Genomic DNA, 24,434 nt, shown 5'->3' on the forward strand with positions numbered 1-24,434 from the left:
GGTTGCGCCCTGTTTTTTTTATGCCCTTAGCGATCTAATCACGCCCGAATTCATCGCCCAGCTCTTTGCCCCGCGCCGCGGCCGCTTTGATTGCAGTGACAATCGCGCTCTTGACGCCGCTATCTTCCATGCTGGTCAATGCGGCATAAGTGGTGCCCCCCTTCGATGTCACCCGCTCCCGCAAAACCGACACCGGCTCAGCGGATTGTGCCGCCAACTGTGACGCGCCAGTAAAGGTCGCCACCGCCAACTCGATGCCTTGCTGCGGGCTCAAGCCCAGTTCCTGCGCGGCTTGCTGCATCGCTTCAATGAAATAAAACACATACGCCGGGCCGCTGCCCGACACCGCCGTGACCGCGTCGATCAGCGCCTCGTCATCCAGCCACACGGTGCCGCCCACTGCGCGCAAGATCAGGTCGGCAGTGGCGCGCTGTTGCGGCGACACCCCCGCGGTGGCCACCATGCCGGTGATGCCCTGCCCTATCAGCGCCGGCGTATTCGGCATGCAGCGCACGATGGCGTCATGCCCATTCAACCAGCGCGCCAGGTCGACGGCGCGGATGCCGGCGGCAATCGACAGCACCAGTTGCGTTGTTATATGCGGCAGCAATTTGGCGACCACCTCTTTCATTTGCTGCGGCTTGACCGCCAAGACGATGACTTCGCTGCGGCTGATTGCGCTATCAATCTCAGGCGCGGTACTGACGCCGAATTGCTGTGCCAGTTTTTGCAGCGCCTCGGGATTCAGATCGACCACATGGATATTGGCGCCGTCCGTTACTTTTCCGGCCAGCCCGCCGATCAAGGCGGTTGCCATATTGCCGCCGCCGATAAAACTGATGTTAGGTTTGTTTTGCATGATGCACTGCCTCTTTCGTTGCCTGTGGTCGTTGTCCAAAGATTGCACTGCCGATGCGCACGATAGTCGCGCCTTCGGCAATCGCCGCCGCCATATCGGCCGACATCCCCATTGATAAAGTATCCAGCTGGCGTCCATCGGCGCCCAATTGCGTTTGCAACTGGGCCAGCAATTCTGCAACCTGCCGAAATGTCGCGCGTTGTTTCTGCACATCGTCGGTCGGCTCCGGAATCGCCATCAAGCCGCGTAATGTCAACTGTGGCAAGTCGATAATGGCGCGCGCCAGGTCCAGCACATCGGCTGGCGCCACACCGCTTTTGCTGGCTTCACCGCTGATATTGACCTGCAGGCAAACGTTCAGCGGCGGCAACTGCGGCGGCCGCTGCTGGGATAACCGCTGCGCGACTTTCTCGCGGTCGACGGTATGCACCCAGTCGAAATGTTCCGCTATCGGACGCGTCTTGTTACTTTGGATCGGGCCGATGAAATGCCACTCCAGCAATATGTCGGCACTCAAGGACGCACGCACTGCGGCGATCTTGTCCAGCGCCTCTTGCAGATAATTTTCACCAAACGCGCGCTGGCCGGCGGCAACCGCTTCCAATACCGCGTCGGCATCAAAAGTTTTGGACACCGCCAGCAGTGCGACGCTGTCGGACTGGCGCGACACCGCGTTGGCGGCGGCCGCAATACTACTGTGCATGGCTTGCAACTTCTGGGAGATTAAGGACATAATCGGGATACTTTGGAATTACCTCATGGAAATGTCGACAACATCCTGAGGCGGCATCGCAATCCTGGGATTGCAACGCACTATAGATTTCCAGAGATGCCATTCAACAAACAAAATACAGCTCAAGGATTATAAATGGACATTTCCGAACTTCTGGCTTTTTCGGTGAAGAATAAGGCATCCGATTTACATTTGTCAGCAGGCCTGCCACCGATGATCCGGGTTCATGGCGATGTTCGCCGCATCAATCTGCCGCCGATGGAGCACAAAGATGTGCACGCGATGATTTATGACATCATGAACGACGGTCAGCGCAAGGCTTACGAAGAACATCTGGAATGCGACTTCTCGTTCGAAATTCCCGGCCTGGCGCGCTTCCGGGTCAACGCGTTCAACCAGGATCGCGGCGCCGCCGCAGTGCTGCGGACCATTCCGTCCAAAGTGCTGACGCTGGAACAACTCAACACCCCGCGCATTTTTGCCGAACTGGCCCTGAAACCGCGCGGCCTGGTGCTGGTCACCGGCCCGACCGGCTCCGGCAAATCGACCACCTTGGCCGCGATGGTGAATCACATCAATGAAAACGAATACGGCCATATCCTGACCATCGAGGACCCGATCGAATTCGTCCACCAGTCCAACAAATGCCTGATCAACCAGCGTGAAGTCGGGCCGCATACGCATTCCTTCAGCAACGCGCTGCGCTCGGCGCTGCGGGAAGACCCGGACGTGATCCTGGTCGGCGAATTGCGCGACCTGGAAACCATCCGCCTGGCGATGACCGCGGCGGAAACCGGGCACTTGGTGTTCGGCACATTGCATACTTCGTCCGCCGCCAAAACCATCGACCGTATCGTCGACGTGTTCCCGGCGGAAGAAAAGGAAATGGTCAAAGCCATGTTGTCGGAATCGCTGCAAGCGGTGATTTCACAAGCGCTGCTGAAGACCAAGGACGGCAGCGGCCGAGTCGCAGCGCACGAGATCATGCTGGGCACGCCGGCGATCCGCAACCTGATCCGCGAAAGCAAGATCGCCCAGATGTATTCGGCGATCCAGACCGGCAGCAATGTCGGCATGCAAACGCTCGACAGCAACCTGACGGAATTGGTCAAGCGGAATGTGATTTCGATGGCGACTGCGCGTGCAGCGGCCAAGTCGCCGGATAACTTCCCGGGGTAAGCGGTCGTTAGCACGTTATTTGCTTTTGTGGGGACAGGGTAATCTGCCGCAGGATAAGACCGGGCGGTTCTTAAACTCTGTCCCCAATTATTTTTTACTTTATCGAGATATTCATGGAACGAGATCAAGCAACCAAATTCATGCACGACCTGCTGCGCTTGATGGTCAGCAAACGCGGCTCCGATCTGTTCATCACTGCAGACTTTCCGCCCGCCTTCAAGATCGACGGCAAGATCACGCCGGTATCCAACCAGCCGCTGACGGCACAGCACACGATCGAATTGGCGCGCGCCATCATGAGCGATAAACAAGCCGCCGATTTCGAAGAAACCAGGGAGTGCAACTTCGCCATCAGTCCGTCCGGACTGGGCCGTTTCCGGGCATCGGCTTTCGTGCAACAAGGCAAGGTCGGCATGGTCTTGCGTACCATCACCACCGAAATTCCGAAATTCGAAGACCTGGGTTTGCCGGACACGCTGAAAGATGTCGCCATGACCAAACGCGGCCTGGTGATCATGGTGGGCGCCACCGGCTCGGGCAAATCGACCACGCTGGCTGCCATGATCGGCTATCGCAACGAGAACAGCTACGGCCACATCATCACCATCGAAGACCCGGTCGAATACGTCCACCCGCACCGGAACTGCATCGTCACCCAGCGCGAAATCGGGGTCGATACCGACAGCTGGGAAGTGGCCTTGAAGAACACCTTGCGGCAGGCGCCGGACGTGATTCTGATCGGCGAAATCCGCGACCGCGAAACGATGGATTACGCCATCGCATTTGCCGAGACCGGCCATCTGTGCCTGGCGACACTGCACGCCAACAGCGCCAACCAGGCGCTGGACCGCATCATCAACTTTTTCCCTGAAGAACGCCGGCCGCAATTGCTGATGGATCTGTCGCTCAACCTGAAGGGCGTGGTCTCGCAGCGCCTGGTGCCGCTGAAGACCGTCAAGGGACGCGCTGTGGCGGTCGAGATCCTGTTGAATTCACCGTTGATTTCAGACCTGATTTTCAAGGGCGACGTCCATGAGATCAAGGAAATCATGAAGAAGTCGCGCGAGCTCGGCATGCAGACTTTCGACCAGGCGCTGTTCGATCTGTATGAAGACGATAAAATCACCTACGAGGACGCATTACGCAATGCCGACTCGGTCAACGATTTACGCCTATCCATCAAGCTGCGCGGCAAGGATTCGAAGGACCGCGATCTGGCCGCCGGCACCGAACATTTGGGGATCGTATGAGCAAAGACAGCGGCAACATCTATGGCTTTAGCGTCAAGCGGCTGGACGGCACCCCCGCCGCGCTGGAAGCCTATCGCGGCAAGGTTTTACTGATCGTCAACACCGCCAGCGAATGCGGCTTCACGCCGCAGTACAAAGGCTTGGAAGAGATCTATCAGAAATACCATGCGCAGGGTTTCGAAGTGCTGGGCTTTCCCTGCAACCAGTTCGGCGCGCAAGAGCCGGGCAATGCAGAAGAAATCGGCGCTTTTTGCGAAAAGAACTACGGCGTCACTTTTCCATTGTTTGAAAAAATCGATGTCAATGGCGAGCATGCCGCCCCGCTCTATCAGCATCTGAAAAGTGCGGTGCCGGGTCTGCTCGGTAGCGAAGGCATCAAGTGGAATTTCACCAAGTTCCTGGTGAATAAGGAAGGCCGCGTATTGGACCGTTTTGCTCCGCAAACCAAGCCGGAGGCATTGGTCGCGGATATTGAAAAACTACTCGCTGAATAAAATCAGCCGGACGCTTGATGCCGCTTTCGCAGCGGCATCAAGTGGGCACCTCGAAAAACCGTAGCGAGCGGCCCAAGGTCGAGCCGAGAAGCGCAGCCGTACGGAGGTACGGTGAGCATCACAGGCCCGAGATTGGGACGCGCAGTAGGTTTTTCGAAGTGCCCTTCTTATTACTTACAGGTTGTGCAGCAGTGCCGCCAACACCCCGCCCAGTATCGAACCCAGCACCGGCACAAAAGCATAACCCCAGTCGCTATCGCGCTTGCCGGGAATCGGCAGAATCGCATGCATCAACCGCGGCCCCAGATCGCGCGCCGGGTTAATCGCATAGCCCGTCGTGCCGCCCAGCGATACCCCGATCGCCATCACCAGCAAAGCCACCGGCAACGCATCCAGCGCACCCAGGCCGAACTTCGGCGAAGCAATGCTCAGCACGCAGTAAACCAGCACAAAGGTGCCGATAACCTCGGAAACCAGGTTGCTGAAAATGTTCCGAATCGCAGGGCCGGTGCAGAATACGGCGAGCTTGGTATCGCCGTCGTCGGTGTGCTCGAAATGGTTGCGGTAGATCAGCCACACCAGGAACGCGCCCATCATCCCGCCCAGCATTTGGGATGCGACGTAGGCCGGCACGCCGGCCCAGGCAAACTTGCCGGCCACCGCCAACGCGATAGTCACCGCCGGATTCAGGTGCGCGCCGCTGGCCGCGGCGGCAACAAATACCCCCACAAACACGGCCATGGCCCAACCGACGGTGATCACGATCAGGCCGCCGCCGTTGCCTTTGGTTTTGTTCAAAATGACATTGGCAACCACGCCGTTGCCCAGCAACACCAACAACGTGGTGCCGATAAATTCAGCTAATAAGGGAGTCATGACAAGCTCTTTCGAATAGGTGATGTGAAATGGAATCAGGCATCAGCCCAAGCGGTTGCCGCCACGATCGCGCGCTGCCAGCCTTTGACGCTGGCTTGCACTTCTTCGCTCGGCGCCGCCGGATGGAAGCGCTGATCGAGCTGCCACTGTCCTTGCACGTCGTCGGTGCTGCTCCAATAGCCGACCGCCAGGCCAGCCAGGTAGGCGGCGCCGAGCGCCGTCGTTTCCGTCACCTTCGGACGCACCACATCCACGCCCAGAATGTCGGACTGGAATTGCATCAACAAATTGTTGCTGGTGGCGCCGCCATCGACTCGCAACTCCGGAATCACAATCCCGGCATCCGCTTCCATCGCCTTCAACACATCCATGGTTTGATAAGCGACGCTGTCGAGCGCAGCACGGGCGAAGTGGGCCGAGGTGGTGCCGCGGGTGACGCCGAAGATGGTGCCGCGCGCATGCGGATTCCAGTGCGGCGCGCCGAGACCGGCAAACGCCGGCACCAGGTAGACGCCGTCGCTGCTCTTGACGCTACGCGCCAAGGTTTCGATTTCAGCCGAAGTCTTGATGATGCCGAGGCCGTCGCGCAACCACTGCACCACCGCGCCGCCGATGAAGATGCTGCCTTCCAGCGCATAGCTCACTTCGTTGCCGATTTTCCAGGCTACCGTGGTCAGCAGATTGTTCTTCGAGATGATCGGCTTGGTGCCTGTGTTCATCATCATGAAGCAGCCGGTGCCATAGGTATTTTTGACCATGCCGGGCTGGGTGCACATCTGCCCGAACAGCGCCGCCTGCTGGTCGCCGGCAATCCCTGCCAGCGGGATTTCGGAACCGAAGCCGGAGATTTCAGTGTGGCCGTAAACTTCGCTCGACGAGCGTACTTGCGGCAACATGCTGCGCGGGATGCCCATGATCTGCAGCAGCTCTTCATCCCACTCCAGCGTGTGAATGTTGAACAGCATCGTGCGCGATGCATTGGAGACATCGGTGATGTGCAATTTGCCGCGGGTCATATTCCAGACCAGCCAGGTATCGATGGTGCCGAATGCCAGCCGGCCCTGATCGGCAAGTTGCTGTGCGCCTGGGACGTTTTCCAGGATCCAGCGAATCTTGGTGCCGGAAAAATAGGAATCCACCAGCAAGCCGGTCTTTTCACGGATCTTCTCTGCCAGGCCGCGCGCTTTCAGTTCGTCGCAGAATCCCGCGGTGCGGCGATCCTGCCAGACGATGGCGTTGTAGACCGCCTTGCCGGTTTCGCGATCCCAGACTACGGTTGTTTCACGCTGGTTGGTGATGCCGATGGCGGCAATCGAGGTGCCGTCCAAGCCGACGTTGGTCGAGGCTTCTGCGGCGACGCCGACCTGGGTCGACCAGATTTCCTGCGGATCGTGCTCGACCCAACCCGGTTGCGGATAGATTTGGCGGAACTCTTTCTGCGCCGACGAAACGATGTTGCCTTGGCGATCAAACAGAATTGCGCGCGAGCTGGTCGTGCCCTGATCCAGGGCCAGAATGTATTTATCTTTCAACTTGTCTACTCCAAGGTTGGTAAGTCCGCACAAGCGGACCGGATGTCGACTTTGATCCAGAGTTGCCCGGATCCGTCTTTTTATTTTCCGCTGCAATACATGTCATCCGGTACGCGTTAGCTGCTGCGCGTATCGGCTACTTCCTGCAGCGGTACAAAAAATCAGGCATGCAATGCTGTTTTGGGCGGCGTCAGCGATGCCGCTTGCTGCGCCGCCAGCCAGGCGCTCAAACGATTTACCGCATCGGCATCAAGCCGCAATCCCAGTTTCGAACGGCGCCACAGAATGTCATCCGCGCTCAACGCCCATTCGTTACGCACCAGATAGCGCGCTTCGGCCTCATATAAATCGGCGCCGAACAGCTCGCCGAGTCCGGCCAGATCGCGAATACCGTCCAGCAGTTGCGCGGCGCGGGTACCGTAAGCGCGTGCATAACGTTCCGCCAATGCCGCCGGCAGCCATGCGTGCGCTGCCTGGAATTGTTTCAGGAAGCCGGCGAAATCCGCATTCGGCATATCTCCGCCCGGCAATGGCGCGTGCGCGGTCCAGTGCGCTTTCTTGTAACCGAACAGCGGCTGCAAATGCTCCATCGCTTCTTCGGCCAGACGGCGGTAGGTCGTGATTTTTCCGCCGAACACCGACAACACCGGGGCCCGGTTCGGCTCGGCTTTCAGCTCCAGCTTATAGTCGCGCGTGACTGCGGATGGATTGGCGACTTCTTCTTCCAGCAACGGACGCACGCCGGCGTAAGACCACACCACTTGCTCCGACGACACGGCGACCTCGAAATAGCGGTTGACCGATTCGCACAGGTAAGCGATCTCTTCTTCCGAAATCGCGACCTTGCTCGGATCGCCGGTGTACTCGACGTCGGTGGTGCCGATCAGCGTGAAATCCTTTTCGTACGGAATCGCAAATACGATGCGCTGGTCGGGGTTCTGGAAGATATAAGCGTGATTGTGATCGAACAGGCGCTTGGTCACGATATGGCTGCCCTTGACCAGGCGGATCTGATGCTGTGCAGGGGTATTCAATGCGCCGTTGAGCAGGTTCGCGACCCAAGGTCCGGCGGCATTGACGATGCAGCGTGCGCTGACATTGAACACCGCTCCGGTCGCGGTCGACAGCAAGCGCGCATCCCAATATTGCTCGCCCTGCCGGGCTTCCAGCAAACGGGTCTTGGTCAAAATCGTGGCGCCGCGCTCCTTGGCATCCATCGCGTTCAGCACCACCAGACGGGCATCCTGTACTGCGGCGTCGGAATAGACAAAGCCTTTGGTCAGGGTCTTCTTCAGCGGCGCGCCGGCCACGTGGCGGCGGAAATCGATGCCGCGCGAGCCAGGCAATACTTCCCGCTTGCTCAGATGGTCGTACAAAAACAAGCCGGCGCGAATCATCCAGGCCGGCCGCAAACTGGACACATGCGGCATCACAAAGCGCAGCGGCGCAATGATGTGCGGCGCCATGCGCAGCAGCACCTCGCGCTCCTGCAAAGCCTTGCGGACCAGGCTGAATTCGTAGTGTTCCAGGTAGCGCAAACCGCCGTGTATCAATTTGGTGCTGGCCGATGAGGTATGCGCCGCCAGATCATCCTGTTCACACAGCAGCACACTCAACCCGCGCCCTACCGCGTCGCGCGCAATCCCGGCGCCGTTGACGCCGCCCCCAACCACCAATAAATCGACAATCTCACCTGGCGCCACTGCTATCTCCTTGTGTCGGTAACTCACTCATTGAATCGACATGCCGCTATCAAAAGAGCATGCCCGCAATGTCACCGAGCATCATAAAATATTTATATTCGAAAGTATATTGTTCGAATTCGAACATTAACAATCATTTATATCAATGAATAGCAATTGCGCGATAGCAATGGACTCTCATGCGGATAGTCGCCGCCTATTGTGCCTCACGGCAATGACCTGGTAATGACAGCGAGCAGGCATGCGCTGCCGCAAGCGGCGGGGTGGGGGCGGAAACTTGAGAAGCTCGGATAAGAAGCCGTTTGATGCCTTATTCAGATTCAGGCTTGGCGGCGACAAATACATCGACTTGCGCTTCCTGGAAAACCTGTTGCATCGCCTCCGGCACCGGCTGGTCTGTAAACAAGGCATTGATCTTAGCTATGTCGCCCAGACGTACCAAGGCGGGACGCCAGAATTTTGAATGGTCGGCCACCAGGAACACGGTGCGCGAGTGCTCGATGATCGCCTCGGAAACCCGCACTTCGCGGTAATCGAAATCGCGCAAGGTGCCGTCGGCTTCGATGCTGGAAATGCCGATGATGCCGAAATCGACTTTAAAGCGGCGGATGAAGTCTATCGTTTCTTCGCCGGTAATGCCGAGATCGCGGGCACGCACCACGCCGCCGGTGATGATCACTTCGCAGCCGGGGTAGCCGCTCATGATCGCCGCGACGTTAAGATTGTTGGTGATGATGCGCAGGTTGCGCCGGCGGCTGAGCGCCTTCGCCACTTCCTCATTGGTGGTGCCGAGGTTGATGAACAGTGTGGCCTGGTCCGGGATGTGCTCGGCCACCAGGGCCGCGATGCGGCGTTTTTCTTCCGAATACAATCCTTGCCGCGCGCCGTAAGCGATATTTTCGGCACTGGACGGCAAGCCGACGCCGCCGTGATAGCGCTGCAACAGGTTTAATTCCGCCAGCAAATTGATGTCGCGCCGTATCGTCTGCGGCGTGATCTGGAAACGATTTGCCAAATGCTCGACCGTCATGAAGCCGTCGCGCTGGACATAACTTAGCAATTCCTGTTGACGCGCGTTAAGCGTCGGCGCTGATATCTGTGGCATAAATTTTATCTTTTGCGGGACAGAGTTTAAGAGTCGCCGAAGCGCGACGAATTACTCTGTCCTCAACTGATTAAAAATAAGGTCTCCGATTATGAATGATCTTTGTCCCGACATCATGCTCACGCAGTGTCACCTATCGGGTCAAAGCCTGATCCAGCAACTCAATCCAATGCTTGACCGGGGTCGCGGTGCCCGACTGTAAATGAGTCAGGCAACCGATATTGGCGGACACAATCATGTCCGGCCCGGTCGCCTGTAAATTATTCAGCTTGTTGTCGCGCAGGCGCAGCGACAGTTCCGGCTGCAGCACCGAATAGGTACCGGCCGAGCCGCAACACAAATGGCTATCGGCGCACAGCTGCACATCGACGCCGGCATTGCGCAGCAAACCCTCGACCTTGCCGCGGATCTGCTGTCCATGCTGCAGGGTGCATGGCGGATGATAGGCAACCCGGCAATGCAGCTTGCCGCCCAGCAGTTGCTGCAACTGCGCTTCGAACGCCGGCAAAATCTCGCTCAGGTCCTGCGTCAGCGCCGAAATTCTTTGGGCCTTTGCGGCGTAGGCCGGATCGTGCGCCAGCAAATGCCCATATTCCTTGACCGTGACGCCGCAGCCGGATGCGGTCATGACGATGGCTTCGATGTTTCCGCCCTCCACATACGGCCACCAGGCGTCGATATTGCGGCGCATATCGTCCAGGCCGCCGTCCTGATCGTTCAAGTGATATCGAATCGCGCCGCAGCACCCCGCTTTCGGCGCGACCATCAGTTGCACGCCCAGCGCATCGAATACGCGGGCGGTGGCGCGATTGATGTTGGGCGCCATTGCCGGTTGCACGCAGCCATCCAGCAACAGCATCCGGCGTGCATGCCGGCGCTGCGGCAGCATGCCGGCATTCTGTTTTTCGGGAACCTTGTTCTTCAGCTTTTGCGGCAGCGCAGGCCGCAGCCATTGCCCCGCTCGCATGGCCGGCTTGAACAGCCATTGCCGCGGCAACAGCGCTTTCAGCGCGTTGCGCATCAGTTGCTGCGCGACGGGACGCGGCACCTGCTGGTCCACCACCTTGCGGCCGATATCCAGCAAGCGGCCGTACTGCACGCCGGACGGACAGGTGGTCTCGCAATTGCGGCAGGTCAGGCAGCGATCCAGATGCAATTGCGTTTTGGCGGTGGCCGGCTTCCCTTCCAGCACTTGCTTGATCAGGTAAATCCGACCGCGCGGACCATCCAGCTCGTCCCCCAACAGCTGATAGGTCGGACAGGTCGCGGTACAAAAACCGCAATGGACGCAGGCGCGCAGAATAGCGTCGGCTTCCTGACCTTCACGCGTGTTTTTGATGAAATCGGCTAAGTTGGTTTGCATGAAAATCCGTCTTCAGAAATCGGGATACATCCGCCCCGGATTGAAAATCCCGGCCGGGTCGAAACTGGCTTTCAGGTTGCGGTGTATCTGCGCGACCGCCGGCGCCAGCGGCTGGAACACGCCGACGCTTTTGTCCGCGCCGCGATATAGAGTCGCGTGACCGCCGATGCCGGCCAGCGCGCTGCGAATTTTTCCAGCGTCGGCATCGGCGCCAGTGCGCAGCCAGCGCTGGGCGCCGCCCCACTCGATCAAGGTCGCGCCCGGCAGCGCAAGCGGCGGCGTCACGGACGGCACCGACAAGCGCCATAACGCTTTCTGCGGCCCCTGAATATCGAAGAACGCATGGGTCTGCTCGCGCAAGCTGTGCCAGAACGCATGGTCATCAACGACCGTCTCGCCACCGAGTTTTTTCTCCGCCGCGCTGACCGCCGCCTGCGCTCCCGACAAGCGTATCGTCAACACGCCGTCGCTCCAGCAACTGGCGGAAATCGGCAGCGGCTGCCCTCCCCACTCATTGAGCCGGCCAATCGCTTCGGCTTCGGTCGCCGCAAAACGGCGGCTGCTGACGGCCACCGGGCGCGGCAATACTTTCAATGAAATTTCAAGCATCAGGCCGAGCGTGCCGAGCGCGCCGGTCAGCAAACGCGAGACATCGTAGCCGGCGACATTCTTCATGACCTGGCCGCCGAAACGCAGCGTGTCGCCGCGACCATCCATCAGCACCGCACCCAACACAAAATCGCGTACCGCGCCGACCGCCTGCCGCGACGGTCCCGACAAACCGCACGCCACCATGCCGCCTAGCGTGGCGCCGGCGCCGTAATGCGGCGGCTCGAAAGCCAGCGCCTGATTGCGCGACGCCAGCGCTGCTTCGATCTCATCCAGCGGCGTGCCGCAACGCGCCGTGATTACCAGTTCGGTCGGCTCATAGTCGATGATGCCGCTGTAGGCGCGGGTATCCAGCAACTCGCCGTGCGGCTGCTGGCCGTACCAGTCCTTGCTGCCGCCGCCGCGTATTCGCAGCGGACGGCGTTCGGCGCTGGCCGCCGTGATTTGATCCCGGAATTGTTGTGTATCCATGAGTTTTTAATCTTTACGCGACGGAGATTGATGGCTAAAAACGCGGCAGTTCGGCGAACTTCAATTGCCCGCCTTGTACGTGCATCCGTCCGTATTCCGCACAGCGTTGCAAGGTCGGGATGGCCTTGTCGGGATTGAGCAAAAAGGCAGTATCGAAGGCGCGCTTGACGCTGAAAAATGCATCCCGTTCCAGCGGGGAAAACTGCACGCACATCGAATTGATTTTTTCGATGCCGACGCCGTGCTCGCCAGTGATCGTGCCACCGACGGCGACACATAATTCAAGAATCTCGGCGCCGAATTCCTCAGCCAGATGCAGTTCGCCGGGCCGGTTGGCGTCGAACAAAATCAAGGGATGCAGATTGCCGTCGCCGGCATGGAACACATTGGCGCAGCGCAAGCCGTATTTGTTTTCCATGTGCGCGATGCCGAGCAATACCCGCGCCAGATGCTTGCGCGGAATGGTGCCGTCCATGCAGTAATAGTCCGGCGAAATGCGGCCGGCAGCGGGGAAGGCATTCTTGCGCCCGGACCAGAAACGCAAGCGTTCCGCTTCAGTCTGCGACACCTCGATGCGGGTCGCGCCGCTGGCGTTCAACACCTCGCGCATGCGGCCGATTTCTTCTTCCACTTCTTCACTGGTGCCGTCCGATTCGCACAGCAGGATCGCTGCGGCATCGGTGTCGTAACCGGCTTTGACGAACGGCTCGACCATGCGCACGCTGGTGCGGTCCATCATCTCCAGGCCGGCGGGAATGATGCCGGCGGCGATCACGTTGGCGACCGCATTGCCGCTCTGCACCACGTCGTCGAACGAGGCCATGATGACCCGCGCCAGTTGCGGCTTCGGGATCAATTTGACGGTGACTTCGGTGACTACACCCAGCATGCCTTCGGAGCCGATGAATACCGCCAGCAGATCGAGGCCGGGCGCATCCAGCGCCTCGCTGCCGAGTTCGACAATCTCGCCGTTGATGGTCACCATCCGCACTCGCAACACGTTGTGCACCGTCAAGCCGTATTTGAGGCAATGCACGCCGCCGGAATTCTCGGCGACGTTGCCGCCGATGGTGCAGGCAATCTGCGATGACGGGTCCGGCGCGTAATACAAATCATGCGCTGCTGCCGCCTCCGAAATGGCCAGGTTGCGCACTCCCGGCTGCACCGTCGCGGTTCGTGCCGCGGCATCGAGCTTGACCACGCGTGTGAACTTGGCGGTCGACAGCACGACCCCGGCGGCGATCGGCATCGCCCCGCCCGACAGTCCGGTGCCGGCGCCGCGCGGCACGATGGGCACTTGCAGATCGCGGCAGGTTTGCATGATCGCGACAACTTGCGCCTCGGTTTCCGGCAACACGACCACCATCGGCAATTGCCGATAAGCGGCCAAGCCATCGCATTCGTAGGGGCGGGTATCTTCGTCGTTGAACAGCACGGCATGCGCGGGCAGTATCTGGCGCAATGCCGCCACCACCTGCTGTTGGCGGGCGGGGCTGAAAGCTGGTTCTGTGGAAGCGGGGACAGATGCGGGTGCGACGACATTCATTCTGGCATTCCTGTTACTGATGTGAGGTACTGCGATGTGAGAAGCATGGCGCTTCACCAGCGAATGATTTTGCCGGGGTTCATGATGTTGCACGGATCGAAAGCATGCTTCAGCATGCGCATGCTTTCGATCGCTTCGACGCCATGTTCCTGGATCAGGAAATCCATTTTGTGCAGGCCGACGCCGTGCTCGCCGCTGCAGGTGCCATCCATCGCCAGCGCCCGGCCGACCATCCGCGCATTGACTGCTTCGGCGCGGGCGATGTCGGCCGCATCGTCGGGATCGACCAGCATTTGCACATGGAAATTGCCATCGCCGACATGGCCGATGATCGAATAAATCATGTCGTTCGCTTCGCAATCGGCCTGGGTCTCGAGGATGCATTCGGCCAGCCGCGAAATCGGTACGCAGCAATCGGTCGAAATGGCGCGGCAGCCGGGACGCATCTGCAGTAGCGCAAAATAGGCGTTGTGACGGGCCGCCCATAAGCGCGAGCGATCCTCCGGCCGCGTCGCCCACTCAAAACCGGTGGCGTGATGTTCGGCCACCACCGCCTGCACTGTTTCGGCCTGCTCCTGGACGCCGTGTTCGCTGCCGTGAAATTCAAACAGCAATAACGCCTGCTCCGGCAGCGCCAGCTTGGCATAAGCGTTGATCGCCTTGACCCCGTTCCGGTCCAGCAGCTCGACCCGCGCCACCGGCACCCCAAGTTGAATCGTCTGTATCACCGCGTTGACCGCATCGGCCACGCTGCCGAACGAACAGACCGCGGCGGAGACCGCTTCCGGCTGCGGATACAGCCTGACGGTCACTTCGGTGATCACCCCCAGCGTGCCCTCGCTGCCGACAAACAGCCGCGTCAGGTCGTAGCCGGCGGAGGACTTGCGGGCACGGGTGCCGGTCTTGATAATTCGGCCGTTGGCAGTCACCACCGTCAGCGCCAGCGTGTTCTCGCGCATGGTGCCGTAACGCACTGCATTGGTCCCGGAAGCGCGGGTCGCGGCCATGCCGCCGATGGTGGCGTCGGCACCGGGATCAATCGGGAAGAACAAGCCACTGTCCTTGCATTCATGATTCAGTTGCTTGCGCGTGACCCCGGCCTGCACGGTTGCCGTCAGGTCTTCGGCATGGATCGCCAGCAGTCGGTTCATGCGCGACAAATCAAGCGAGATGCCGCCTTGCGCCGCCAGGATGTGACCTTCCAGCGAAGTGCCGCTGCCGAAAGGAATGACCGGGACCCGATGTTCGCTGCACAGCTTGAGCACGGCGGCGACTTCATCGGTCGACTCGGCAAACACCACCGCATCGGGCAACATCGGATCGTAGGAAGATGCATCGCGCCCGTGATGTTCACGCATCGCCAGCGTGGTCGTGAAACGCTCGCCAAACAAGGAATGCAGCGCCGTCAGCAAGGTCTCGGGTAGCGGCTTTTTTAACGCCGTTTGGTCAACAGCTTGATTCATGTGGGGTCTCCGGTTTTTTTGAATTCTACCCCGCGGTCCGAGCCGACGCTGGTGTAGAGTGTGCGTCATTCCATTCTGGGCACAGGCTAAAAATCATGGGCAATCGACTCTCGAAAATCACCACCCGCACTGGCGACAACGGCACCACCGGCCTCGGCGACGGCAGCCGCACCGGCAAGGATAGCCTGCGCATCCATGCGATCGGCGAGGTCGACGAACTCAATTCGCAACTCGGCGTGCTGCTGTGCGAGGCGCTGGACACTGACTTGCGCGAAGAATTATTTTCGATCCAGCATGACCTGTTCGACCTCGGCGGCGAGCTGTGCATCCCGGGTTATACGCTGGTGACCGAGACGCAGGTGGCGCGCCTGGATCGCTTGCTGGAAAAATACAATGCCGACTTGCCGCCGCTGCAAGAATTCATCCTGCCCGGCGGCACCCGCGCCGCGGCGCTGGCGCATGTCTGCCGCACCGTATGCCGTCGCGCCGAACGCAACATAGTCAGCCTGGGCAAACATGAAACGGTGCAGCCGCCGCTACGGCTCTATATGAACCGCTTGTCGGATTTGCTGTTTGTGTTGTCGCGGGTGTTGAATCGGGTCGAGGGCGGCGGCGATGTGTTGTGGCAGAAGGATCGTCAGCGCGATATTTGATTGCGCCACGAGGAGGCCTGCTATTTCAATAGTGCTGGATGTAGATTTTCTTCCACACCGCTTCAAGATGTTTCTTGAATATCGCGTTCTCAGGCAGCATCAGGGATTTATCGTAGGTTTTGCCGCCGCCGAAAGGTTCTTGACCGGGAATCACAATCAGGGATTCGCCCCTAATCGCAAATTTCTCTTTTCCCTGCCGCATGATGACTTTAATCGTGCTGGGATCAACCCCGCCACCGCAAAACATTTGGTAAGGCACTGTAACCTCGGCGACACCGTCCTTATTCAAATCGGTCATCGTCACCGCATTTGAAAAAAATGACGCACTGAAATCCAAGCCGGGGCAATCGACAAAATCCGTGATGCGCCATTCTTCAGTCCAGTTTTCATTGGCTTTTGTATAAAACACCGCCTGCAAATCAATTCGCTCATTCCGAGCAGGATTTCTTTCGATTTCCGATGGGCCAATTTTTCTTGTCAAAACCAGCACGTGCCGGCCATTTTTATCTTGTAAGTTAAAAGCAGAAACCAGCTCCCCTTTATTAAGATGAATATGTTCTTCAACAAGAAAGCTGCTATCTACTTTTGAAATGCTTATTTCGGAAGCAGAAGCGCTGTTGCAAATTACAAAAACAATTCCGTTTATGAGTATTGATAATAAGTTTTTTATCATGATTTCTTAAATAAGATGGCTGATACAGAGTTGCAATAAATATATCCAGTTCCCATGCATCGGCGCCCTGATCAGGCTCCTGCCAGTCGGGCTTGCATTTTCAGCCGCTCAAGCCATGCTTCGACAACATGAGCAGACAATCTGCAGTTAATTATCCTGCAGTAAATATCAGGATACGACACAGTAGCGCATTGGCCAGACCGCATCGCCTACCGCGCATACACGCTCGTCGCGCGAGGCTGGAACAGTGGCTGGGCTGGAGCAAGATGCGCTCCATGTCATTGAATTTCATACAGTTCTGGTAGAAATGAACAACTCTGCCCACTTGCCCAATGTAGCCCAACAGCCTTCTTTTTCTCAAAAACAACACTATAGCTAAGCGCTGCATTCAGCAGTGTTGACCACTGGAAATTGGTTGCCTATAATTAATAAAAGCCCTATCGTCAACACGTATCTCATAACAGAACTTGCCTTCAGAGCAACGGGCGGAGCGCTTTATAAGGATGGGCGTGAAGGGGATCCGCGCAAGTGGTCTGACAGACGAAAACAAGAAGTCTCATCTGTTGTATTCGCCCCATGCTTCTACGCTTCGAGAGGTGCTGGGGAGACCTACTTACTTGAACAAAACCAGGGAAGTTAAGTGTAGTTCGTTTTTTTTACTCACAAAGAAAGGCTATCATGCGATTCGCTAAAAGTATTGTTGTGTTTGGTTTTATGAGTATGGTTTCCAGCATCGGTTTTGCGGATACCACTAACACGATCAAGCAAGAAGGAACGAAGAATAAAATCACTAACGTAGCCGTAGGCAGCGCCAAAGTGGGAATCGGTCCGATTAAGGGCGGCAATGCCACTATCGGCGGTGCTGCGCTCCAAAACTCGATTATCGTCAACGATGCGAAAGCACGTTCGATTAACACCATCAGCCTTAAAGGCGGTGACAATTCGATTACTGGTCAAGGTACGCAGAATTCGATCGTTGTTGGCAAATAAATCCATAGCCAATAATTCACCGTTTGTTTAATCGAAATAAGTAGGCGCCGTCGCTTAAGGGCTTCGGCGCTTTCTTTTGAGAGTCTTACCAATTAATCGAGGAGTATAAATAATATGATCCGCTCAATTTCCAAGACCCTTCTATTGTTTATATTGTCCGCCTCCCATGCTGGCTTGGCCCTGGCCGACAGCACTACCTACGATGCATATAAAGGGCAATTGAGCCAAATGCAGAAAGACACCAAGCCATTAACGAACACCCAATTCATTACCAGCAACGCAACGAATCGTGCCAATAAAGAATCCCGTGCAGGGATGTCCGAAGGTGGTAATCACCGGACTGTCAAAGGGACAAGCGACGGCGGCGCGAATGTCAATAGCGTCAATATCGGATCGAATGCAAGAATGAATAACGCAACGATTATCATCAATGCAGATCACTCCCGTTCAACCATTGTCAATCCAGGCCCGGCCAAGAGATAAACGGATCGCAAGAGATAAAAAATTTGCCGTCTGAATAAGCTATTAGAATAATTTTTCTTAATATAAAAACACACGATGCTGCGTTTGATTCGCTTTATTTACATTTTGCTGGTCACGGCATTACTCGCCGCCTGCGCCAGCCGCGAAGCCCTGGTGGTCGAGCCTAATAGCCTCCCCAAACAACGGATTAACGCGTTTAACAATAGCCTGCAATGTTTTGGCCGGATGTTGAACGCCTATGTCGATCAGCCGCTGCCGATCGAGGTTGGCGTGATCAGGGATGCCACCGGCGCGTCCAGAGACGGTGAAATCCCGATTGATTTGCGCGATATGACCGTCAGCACCCTGTCTAAAATCGGCGGCCCGCTCAGCATCGTCTACCGTCCGACGATAGACGAAACGCAATTGTTCAATATCGGCGGGGCGGCGATGATTCCGAGCCGGGCGTTTGGCAACGATACGATTTTTACCCTGTACGGCGCGGTGACCGAGTTTGACCGCGCGTTCTACAACAAAAAAACCTCGCAAAATTTATCCACCGAGTTCGGCGCCGGCAAGGGCATGACCAACTTCGATTTTGGCCGTAACACACAGAAGACCAGCACCCGTATCGTGATGGATTTTTACGCCAACCAGACCACGATGTTTTCGATTGCCAACCACACCGCGTCGACCAATGCGATGGTGCTGAACCTCGACAGCGTCGATCACAACTACGACATCAGCATCAATGGCAATTCGATCGGCTGGAGCGACTCCTTGTCGCGGATCGAAGCCCGGCATGCCTCGGTGCGCCTGCTGGTTGAGCTGGGCGTGATTGAAACCTTGGGCAAAGCGGTGCCGGTGCCTTACTGGAAATGCTTGCCGGGCGGCATAGAAGACCCGGAGACGGTAGAGACTGCGCGGCGCGAATTTATCCAAACCCAAGAAGCGCAAAACGTGGAAACCATCCCCAATACCCATACCCTCTCTTTTACGCAAGTCCGCCGCGCCAGAACGCCGCTGGAAATAGAGCAAAAATTCAACACCTTGGTCAGCGCCTACGCCCTCACCGGCAAATACACTGAAACCGGGGTGGCGCTACGCGATCGCTTGTTGCAGGACGCGGGATTTCTTTCTTCAGACTATACGAACCCGGATGTTTATGTGGCGCTTTGGAAAACCCTTCCCTATTAATCGGCCGTCTCGGGCCGGGCTGTTGGTCGCGCTCTGGCTGTCCTGCCTGAGTCCGCTTGCCAACGCTGCTACCGCCGCCAACGAAGTCCAGGCCTTGCCGGCTGCTGACGCTACGGCGGCTTGCCGTTTAAGCGACAGCCAAGCCTGGCCGGCCCATCAATATCAAGGGCCGTGTCTGAACGGCTTGAGCGACGGCAGCGGCGTCGTGCGCTTCGCCAATGGCGACGAGCTGCAAGGCCAATTCAAGCAAGGCCGCTTGCTTGAGAATAAAGCGGAAATTCGCTACGCCAGCGGCGACCGTTATGCAGGCGGCATAAAAGACGGCGTGCCGCAGGGCGATGGTGTGTATACCTGGCGCAACGGCGACGTGTTTAAAGGCCCCTTCAGCGCCGGCAGGAAAAACGGGCTGGGGCAATACACCGAGGCTAAATCGGGCCGGAACTCCCAAGCCCGCTATCACGACGATTTCCTGCAAGGGCTGAATCAAGCGCCGGCAACTGCGCCCGCGACCACGGCGCAGCAAGATGAAACATTGGAGGCGTTTCGGCAGGCGCTGAAGCCCGGCGATCTGACGAACTTGGGCCTGGTCATCGAAATCAAGCGCAACGACGGCTTGGTCTTGGTGCAAACGACGGAAGCGAATTTGCTTGGCATCCCGCGTTACGACTACCAACGCCAGCGTTCCGGTGTCGACTATGGTGTCGGCGAACAGGTGGCCCAGAAGTGGGTCAGGCTGTCGCAGATTTCCCCACCTGTCGCAAAGGCCCGGCCTAAGCTGGGTCGTAGTCCCTGACCACAATCCTGCGAGCGCCAAGAGGTTGCTCATTGGATGTGCCGCCTCGCTTGCGGGGCGACTCGCAGTGCGTTATCAGTCAATGCACCAGCTGTTCAGGTGACGTGTAAACCCGTTAGTCAGCAAGAGCAAGATGTCGAACGTCATATCCCCCAAACAAGTCGCAGCATCACTGAGCGAACACTGGTCGCCTCGCGTTGTGGCGGAAGTCGATGATTCATACATCAAGGTAGCCAAGATCAACGGCTCATTGGCGTGGCACAGCCATGACAACGAAGACGAACTGTTCCTGGTCCTCAAAGGCCACCTACGCATCGAAATGGAACAAGGCTCGGTCGAACTGTCCGAAGGCGAAATGTACGTCGTCCCCAAAGGCGTTCGGCACAACCCGGTGGCGGAGCAGGAGTGCCACGTCATGCTGATCGAACGTAAATCCACACTTCACACTGGCGATGTCGTCACCGAAAAGACGCGCTCGCTTGCCGAGCAGTTGCGGCCGGTATGAAGCAGGCGCACCAATAGCGGACGACCTTCCGTGAAATGATGGTAGAGCCTCATCCAAGGTATGCATGCCCCTCATGCAAACGAGGGATCCTGAATCGCAGGTTCGATCGCTGCTTGTACTGTGGCGCTGCGCTTCCCGCCGAAATGCTCTTTACCAAGGAGCAAGTGGTCGTATTAGATGATCAGGATCGCGTACGCCGGGAATCGGAGAAGCGACAAAGTGTCGAACTGGGCGACAACCGAAGCTGCGATGGATTTTACTTGTATGACTTCTTTGACATCGCGTTAGACATTGGCGATCTATTCTGAACTCTGCTTAGCTGGCACGGTGAGATCCGTTAGCGCCGAGGTTGCGGCCGCGCATGCTGCTGCGGCGAAGACTGGCGGGTGAGCTGGCGGCGCCGAAGATGCGCCGCCCGCAGCTTAATCAGTAGCCGTAATTCTTGGCGACCGTATTACCCAAATATCCGCCGCCAACCACACCGGCAACTGTCGCCAAAGTACGGCCGTTCCCGCCGCCAACCTGATGTCCCAGCAGTCCGCCGATCACCGCACCGGTAGCTATCCCCAACGGGCTCACTTGTGGTGCGACTGGCGCGGCTTGCGCTACCGGGCGCGATTGCTCGACCGGAGCTTGGGCTTGGTATTGCGGCGCTGGCGCAGGCTCGGCCTGTGCATACGATGCTTGATGATGACGATAAACGTGATGGACTACGGTTTTTTGTGGCGGCGTAGTGCGCGTCGGCTCAACCTGATATCCAGCCACCGCAGGCGCGGCAACCGGCTGCATGTATTGATAGCCGTTCGCTGTTTGAACCAATACCGGCGCCCCTGCTGCTGGGGCTACGGGCGCAGCGGGAGCGCTCATTGCCAGCTGTGGCGCAGGGGTTGCGGCTGCAGCTTGCGGAGCTTCGACGTTACCGTGAGAACTCGGGATCAAGCCGGTAATCGCCGCCACGCCAAGCAGGCTCACCAAAATTAAGGACACTGCCGCGCCGGCGACTAGCGGGTGCATGCGAGGTGCTGATTGGATGGCTTCCATTTGATTCTCCAGTGAACGTTGACGATGAATTGAGTGTACTGAGGAGTCGGCCAATTACACATCGGGATTGTGTATCAAGTGTTTCGAATTGAAACACGGCAAGCTTCAAACCAGTGGGCTGTAAGGGTGGATTCGGGAGTGAAAGGCGTGTACCCGGCGTGCAGTGCAAGGCGCGAAGCACAGCGATAGTGGGCTATCGCGAGCATTTGCAACGCCGCCATGCGCGTCGAGTACGCGGCAGGCACTATCGAATCTATCGTTACAGTCCACTAGTGCCTGAGCATTCTTGGCCGGCGACGTGATTGGTCGCGGCAACCAGCACCTCGAGCCGACAGTTCCCGGAGGTTTGCTGCATAGACGATGACAAGCGTTATCCGTACACTACAACCCTTACCGAAATGCGGGGTCCGTTCAATTCAATAGCCAGGTCAAAACCATATGTCGCCATTACCGTCTCCTGAAACAGTCGTCCAGCGCCAGCTTGACGCATACAACGCACGCGATATCGAAGCGCTGCTGGCGATATACGCCGACGATGCGCAAACATTCGAGCATCCGGCAACCCTGCTCGCGAGCGGCTCGGCTGCGCTACGCGAGCGATTCCTGGTACGTTTCCAGGAGCAGAACCTGTACGCGGCACTGCTGCAGCGGATAGTGATGGGGAACATTGTGGTGGATCACGAGCGGGTGACGCGCACCTTCGCCGAAGGCCCCGGCAAGATCGAGTTGACCATGATCTACGAGGTGCAGGACGGCCGAATCAGCAAGGCTTGGACTATTGCTGGAGCAAAGACGTTGGACGCGCAATCATGATTGCAGCGGCGGCCGTCTCGGGCTGAGTGCCGGTTAGACGTAAAAAAACCCAATACTGCCGCTGTATCGCTTACAAAAACGAATTAGAAAAATCAACATGAAACGACTTTACATTGTCAGCACAATCGTCATTTTTGCGTCAGCCCCGGCTTTTGCCGCAGCTGAAAAATATAATTCAACACCAGCAGAGCAATCGATATTACGCGATTCATATTCGGCGAGATTTAATCATGCCGTAGCTTCGTTGGATCACTACCGCGGAGACACTTCATCTCTGGAAGCCGCACGTGCTGAACTCGAAAGCGTCCTTAAGGAAAAGCCTCGTTATGCGCCTGCATATAGGGAGTTGGCGAGATACGCCATTATGAGCGGGCACATAAACTATAAAAATTTCCAGCCAGGCTCGCTTGAAGCGGCAGAATCCTCGATCAAAAAAGCGATCGAGATTAGTCCGAATTACGCTGAGGCATATGTGTTATTGGGTCATGTGTACGGTCTGATGAATAGACACCAGGACGCCGTGGCGGCTCTTGAACAGGCGAAAAAACTGGGAACCAAAGATCCATGGCTTCAAAACAACTGGGCGGATTTGCTAATCGATGAAGGAAAATACGAAGAAGCAGCTCAACTATATCGACAAGTAGTCGATAGCAAGACGTCAAACAAGAAGGCCATGGGATCAGCATTGGAGGGACTAATTAAATACTACAAAGCTGTGGGCAAGCTCGACCAGGCGGATGAAATCTATCGAAAACAACTAGAGTTCGAACCTGATGCTGCATGGGGCTACGGAAATTACGCTCAATTTCTTCTCTGCCAGAAGGATGACTATGAGCAGTCAATTAAGCGCTCTCGCCAGGCACTGAGTATCATGAACTACGGCGCTGGGCGTTATATGTTGGCTGCGGCACTTTACCGAAAATGGGCTCAAAGCGTCATATCCGGGGTTCCTGATTCTGGAAAACCATACTTCACTGAAGCACAGACGCTTTACCCGGATCTTCATGAAATTGTCACTAATAACAAGAATTGTTCTCCACTGAACCACATTAAGGAAGCACTTGCCCTTAGCAACAAAGGGGCTCCCCCAGAGCTACGGCGTTAAATTGCTTGAGAATCCACGATCGGATCCATTATTGCCAATTTTGGATTTCGCTAATTTTATTTTCATGATTACTGCGCTGGCCATTTCAGACTGAGGAGCACGCAGAAATGACCTGGGAACCGATTACCGAACTTGAGATTTGGGACAACATCGTCCAGGCTGAAGTACGGATGAATCCGGAACAGCTAAGGCTGTGGGAGACAATCAAGCTTGCGCCGCAAAAATGGGCGCAATGCCCATACGGAGATGAAGGCGGCGGTTTCTGGGTCGTTGCGGTGCTTGGACAAATCGTCGTCTGGTACAACGATATCGAAGACGGCTTTAACACCTCCCGCTACAGCGCTTTCGGCATCATCGACGAATACTGGTGCAACCAGGACGAATTGGAAATCACTGTCCAATCGTTGCTTAATCAAATCCAACATGGGTACGCTCCGCCAAAGTGTCGCGCCCCAACAGCCGTAGAACATGGGAATCGCACTTAACACACCACTCACCCTCGCCAAGGCACCATGTCGGCCAAGTCGGGGTTAGCCCCATGAAGAAATTCGCCATAGCACTCGTGCTCGTCGCCTGTGTCGGCGTCGCACGCGCTGACCCGAAGCTGATTGGGCAATGGAAGTCGGACGCCGAACTGACTATGACATTCAACCGGGAGCGAGCCAGACTCGAAGACAAGACGCTGCTGTTCCTTGAGCAAATGACGGGTCGGCAAACCATCACTTTTACCTCAAGTGCGGTTAGCACCGAGATGCCGGACTGCGAGATTCAGTCCGCACTCGGGATCAAGTCGACGATGGCCGGCTTCAAAGAGACACATCCATACAAGCAGCTCGGCAGCACTCGCACCGAGGTCGCAATCAGTACCCGCGAGCCGGTGACAGGCTTGCCGAGAATCACCGTGTACCACTTCGACGGTGAGAACACTATATGGATCTACTTGGGAGGAGAAACTTTTCCAACACTTCACCTCCGTGAATACTTTGTACGAGTGCGTTAGAGAAAATTGCCTTGCGATG

Annotated in this window: 25 protein-coding genes; 13 read left to right on the top strand and 12 right to left on the bottom strand. The window is 57.1% G+C overall.

Annotated elements, in window-relative coordinates; genetic code table 11:
- Positions 1 to 34 precede the first annotated feature (34 nt).
- A complete protein-coding gene (gene proC, locus ACFPM8_RS19730) occupies positions 35 to 859 on the bottom strand; it encodes a pyrroline-5-carboxylate reductase (protein ID WP_379000130.1) in 825 nt (274 codons plus the stop codon).
- Positions 843 to 1,592, bottom strand: coding sequence for a YggS family pyridoxal phosphate-dependent enzyme (locus ACFPM8_RS19735; RefSeq protein ID WP_379000131.1), 750 nt, complete (start codon positions 1,590 to 1,592; stop codon positions 843 to 845). Before ACFPM8_RS19735 ends, proC begins: the two co-directional genes overlap by 17 nt.
- A 135-nt stretch (positions 1,593 to 1,727) precedes the next feature.
- On the opposite strand from ACFPM8_RS19735, the gene ACFPM8_RS19740 reads away from it, so the two are divergent.
- The 3 genes from ACFPM8_RS19740 (at position 1,728) to ACFPM8_RS19750 (ending at position 4,515) form a co-directional block, all read left to right on the top strand.
- A complete protein-coding gene (locus ACFPM8_RS19740) occupies positions 1,728 to 2,771 on the top strand; it encodes a type IV pilus twitching motility protein PilT (RefSeq protein WP_379000133.1) in 1,044 nt (347 codons plus the stop codon).
- A 113-nt stretch (positions 2,772 to 2,884) separates the two neighbouring features.
- Complete coding sequence (locus ACFPM8_RS19745) at positions 2,885 to 4,021, top strand: PilT/PilU family type 4a pilus ATPase (protein WP_379000134.1); 1,137 nt, start codon at positions 2,885 to 2,887, stop codon at positions 4,019 to 4,021.
- On the top strand, positions 4,018 to 4,515 hold the full coding sequence (locus tag ACFPM8_RS19750) for a glutathione peroxidase (protein WP_379000136.1): 498 nt from the start codon (positions 4,018 to 4,020) through the stop codon (positions 4,513 to 4,515). The genes ACFPM8_RS19745 and ACFPM8_RS19750 overlap by 4 nt, the downstream gene beginning before the upstream one ends.
- 174 nt (positions 4,516 to 4,689) lie before the next feature.
- On the opposite strand, the gene ACFPM8_RS19755 is transcribed toward ACFPM8_RS19750, so the two are convergent.
- The 8 genes from ACFPM8_RS19755 to ACFPM8_RS19790 form a co-directional block, all read right to left on the bottom strand.
- Positions 4,690 to 5,391 carry an MIP/aquaporin family protein gene (locus tag ACFPM8_RS19755; protein WP_379000138.1) on the bottom strand — a complete coding sequence of 234 codons (702 nt, stop codon included), beginning with the start codon at positions 5,389 to 5,391 and terminating at the stop codon, positions 4,690 to 4,692.
- A gap of 35 nt (positions 5,392 to 5,426) precedes the next feature.
- Positions 5,427 to 6,923 carry a glycerol kinase GlpK gene (gene glpK / locus ACFPM8_RS19760; RefSeq protein WP_379000140.1) on the bottom strand — a complete coding sequence of 499 codons (1,497 nt, stop codon included), beginning with the start codon at positions 6,921 to 6,923 and terminating at the stop codon, positions 5,427 to 5,429.
- 161 nt (positions 6,924 to 7,084) lie between these two features.
- Positions 7,085 to 8,626 carry a glycerol-3-phosphate dehydrogenase gene (gene glpD / locus ACFPM8_RS19765; protein ID WP_379000142.1) on the bottom strand — a complete coding sequence of 514 codons (1,542 nt, stop codon included), beginning with the start codon at positions 8,624 to 8,626 and terminating at the stop codon, positions 7,085 to 7,087.
- A gap of 310 nt (positions 8,627 to 8,936) precedes the next feature.
- A complete protein-coding gene (locus ACFPM8_RS19770; RefSeq protein ID WP_379000144.1) occupies positions 8,937 to 9,731 on the bottom strand; it encodes a DeoR/GlpR family DNA-binding transcription regulator in 795 nt (264 codons plus the stop codon).
- Between the two features lie 133 nt (positions 9,732 to 9,864).
- A complete protein-coding gene (glcF, locus tag ACFPM8_RS19775) occupies positions 9,865 to 11,094 on the bottom strand; it encodes a glycolate oxidase subunit GlcF (protein WP_379000146.1) in 1,230 nt (409 codons plus the stop codon).
- A 12-nt stretch (positions 11,095 to 11,106) separates the two neighbouring features.
- Positions 11,107 to 12,174, bottom strand: coding sequence for a glycolate oxidase subunit GlcE (gene glcE, locus ACFPM8_RS19780; protein ID WP_379000148.1), 1,068 nt, complete (start codon positions 12,172 to 12,174; stop codon positions 11,107 to 11,109).
- 34 nt (positions 12,175 to 12,208) lie between these two features.
- Positions 12,209 to 13,720, bottom strand: coding sequence for an FAD-linked oxidase C-terminal domain-containing protein (locus tag ACFPM8_RS19785; RefSeq protein ID WP_379000150.1), 1,512 nt, complete (start codon positions 13,718 to 13,720; stop codon positions 12,209 to 12,211).
- Positions 13,721 to 13,773: 53 nt separating this feature from the next.
- The gene (locus tag ACFPM8_RS19790; protein WP_379000152.1) at positions 13,774 to 15,183 is read right to left on the bottom strand and encodes an FAD-binding oxidoreductase; all 1,410 of its coding nucleotides are present in this window, start codon (positions 15,181 to 15,183) and stop codon (positions 13,774 to 13,776) included.
- Between the two features lie 95 nt (positions 15,184 to 15,278).
- On the opposite strand from ACFPM8_RS19790, the gene ACFPM8_RS19795 reads away from it, so the two are divergent.
- A complete protein-coding gene (locus ACFPM8_RS19795) occupies positions 15,279 to 15,836 on the top strand; it encodes a cob(I)yrinic acid a,c-diamide adenosyltransferase (RefSeq protein WP_379000153.1) in 558 nt (185 codons plus the stop codon).
- A 25-nt stretch (positions 15,837 to 15,861) separates the two neighbouring features.
- Here ACFPM8_RS19795 and ACFPM8_RS19800 read toward each other — a convergent pair whose 3' ends face one another.
- A complete protein-coding gene (locus ACFPM8_RS19800) occupies positions 15,862 to 16,509 on the bottom strand; it encodes a M949_RS01915 family surface polysaccharide biosynthesis protein (RefSeq protein ID WP_379000154.1) in 648 nt (215 codons plus the stop codon).
- Positions 16,510 to 17,187: 678 nt separating this feature from the next.
- On the opposite strand from ACFPM8_RS19800, the gene ACFPM8_RS19805 reads away from it, so the two are divergent.
- From ACFPM8_RS19805 to ACFPM8_RS19825, 5 genes are all read left to right on the top strand, one after another.
- A complete protein-coding gene (locus tag ACFPM8_RS19805; RefSeq protein WP_379000156.1) occupies positions 17,188 to 17,499 on the top strand; it encodes a hypothetical protein in 312 nt (103 codons plus the stop codon).
- Between the two features lie 114 nt (positions 17,500 to 17,613).
- A complete protein-coding gene (locus tag ACFPM8_RS19810) occupies positions 17,614 to 17,982 on the top strand; it encodes a hypothetical protein (protein WP_379000158.1) in 369 nt (122 codons plus the stop codon).
- Between the two features lie 75 nt (positions 17,983 to 18,057).
- Positions 18,058 to 19,158, top strand: a complete 1,101-nt coding sequence (locus ACFPM8_RS19815; protein ID WP_379000160.1) for a hypothetical protein — start codon at positions 18,058 to 18,060, stop codon at positions 19,156 to 19,158.
- Between the two features lie 22 nt (positions 19,159 to 19,180).
- Entirely contained in the window at positions 19,181 to 19,951 is a 771-nt protein-coding gene (locus tag ACFPM8_RS19820; protein WP_379000162.1) for an MORN repeat-containing protein, read from the top strand.
- A 133-nt stretch (positions 19,952 to 20,084) separates the two neighbouring features.
- Positions 20,085 to 20,456 (top strand): cupin domain-containing protein, encoded by a 372-nt coding sequence (locus ACFPM8_RS19825; protein ID WP_379000163.1) that lies wholly within the window; start codon positions 20,085 to 20,087, stop codon positions 20,454 to 20,456.
- A gap of 426 nt (positions 20,457 to 20,882) precedes the next feature.
- Here ACFPM8_RS19825 and ACFPM8_RS19830 read toward each other — a convergent pair whose 3' ends face one another.
- Positions 20,883 to 21,497: a glycine zipper 2TM domain-containing protein gene (locus ACFPM8_RS19830; protein ID WP_379000166.1), complete on the bottom strand. Its 615-nt coding sequence runs from the start codon at positions 21,495 to 21,497 to the stop codon at positions 20,883 to 20,885.
- 438 nt (positions 21,498 to 21,935) lie between these two features.
- Here ACFPM8_RS19830 and ACFPM8_RS19835 point away from each other — a divergent pair, with 438 nt between their 5' ends.
- The 4 genes from ACFPM8_RS19835 (at position 21,936) to ACFPM8_RS19850 (ending at position 24,415) form a co-directional block, all read left to right on the top strand.
- Positions 21,936 to 22,310 (top strand): nuclear transport factor 2 family protein, encoded by a 375-nt coding sequence (locus tag ACFPM8_RS19835; protein ID WP_379000167.1) that lies wholly within the window; start codon positions 21,936 to 21,938, stop codon positions 22,308 to 22,310.
- A 97-nt stretch (positions 22,311 to 22,407) separates the two neighbouring features.
- Complete coding sequence (locus ACFPM8_RS19840) at positions 22,408 to 23,415, top strand: tetratricopeptide repeat protein (RefSeq protein WP_379000169.1); 1,008 nt, start codon at positions 22,408 to 22,410, stop codon at positions 23,413 to 23,415.
- Positions 23,416 to 23,522: 107 nt separating this feature from the next.
- Complete coding sequence (locus ACFPM8_RS19845) at positions 23,523 to 23,900, top strand: hypothetical protein (protein WP_379000171.1); 378 nt, start codon at positions 23,523 to 23,525, stop codon at positions 23,898 to 23,900.
- A gap of 53 nt (positions 23,901 to 23,953) precedes the next feature.
- Positions 23,954 to 24,415 (top strand): hypothetical protein, encoded by a 462-nt coding sequence (locus ACFPM8_RS19850; RefSeq protein WP_379000173.1) that lies wholly within the window; start codon positions 23,954 to 23,956, stop codon positions 24,413 to 24,415.
- Positions 24,416 to 24,434: the final 19 nt, after the last annotated feature.

The organism is Paraherbaspirillum soli (genome assembly GCF_042654985.1).
GTDB classification, from domain to species: domain Bacteria; phylum Pseudomonadota; class Gammaproteobacteria; order Burkholderiales; family Burkholderiaceae_D; genus Paraherbaspirillum; species Paraherbaspirillum soli.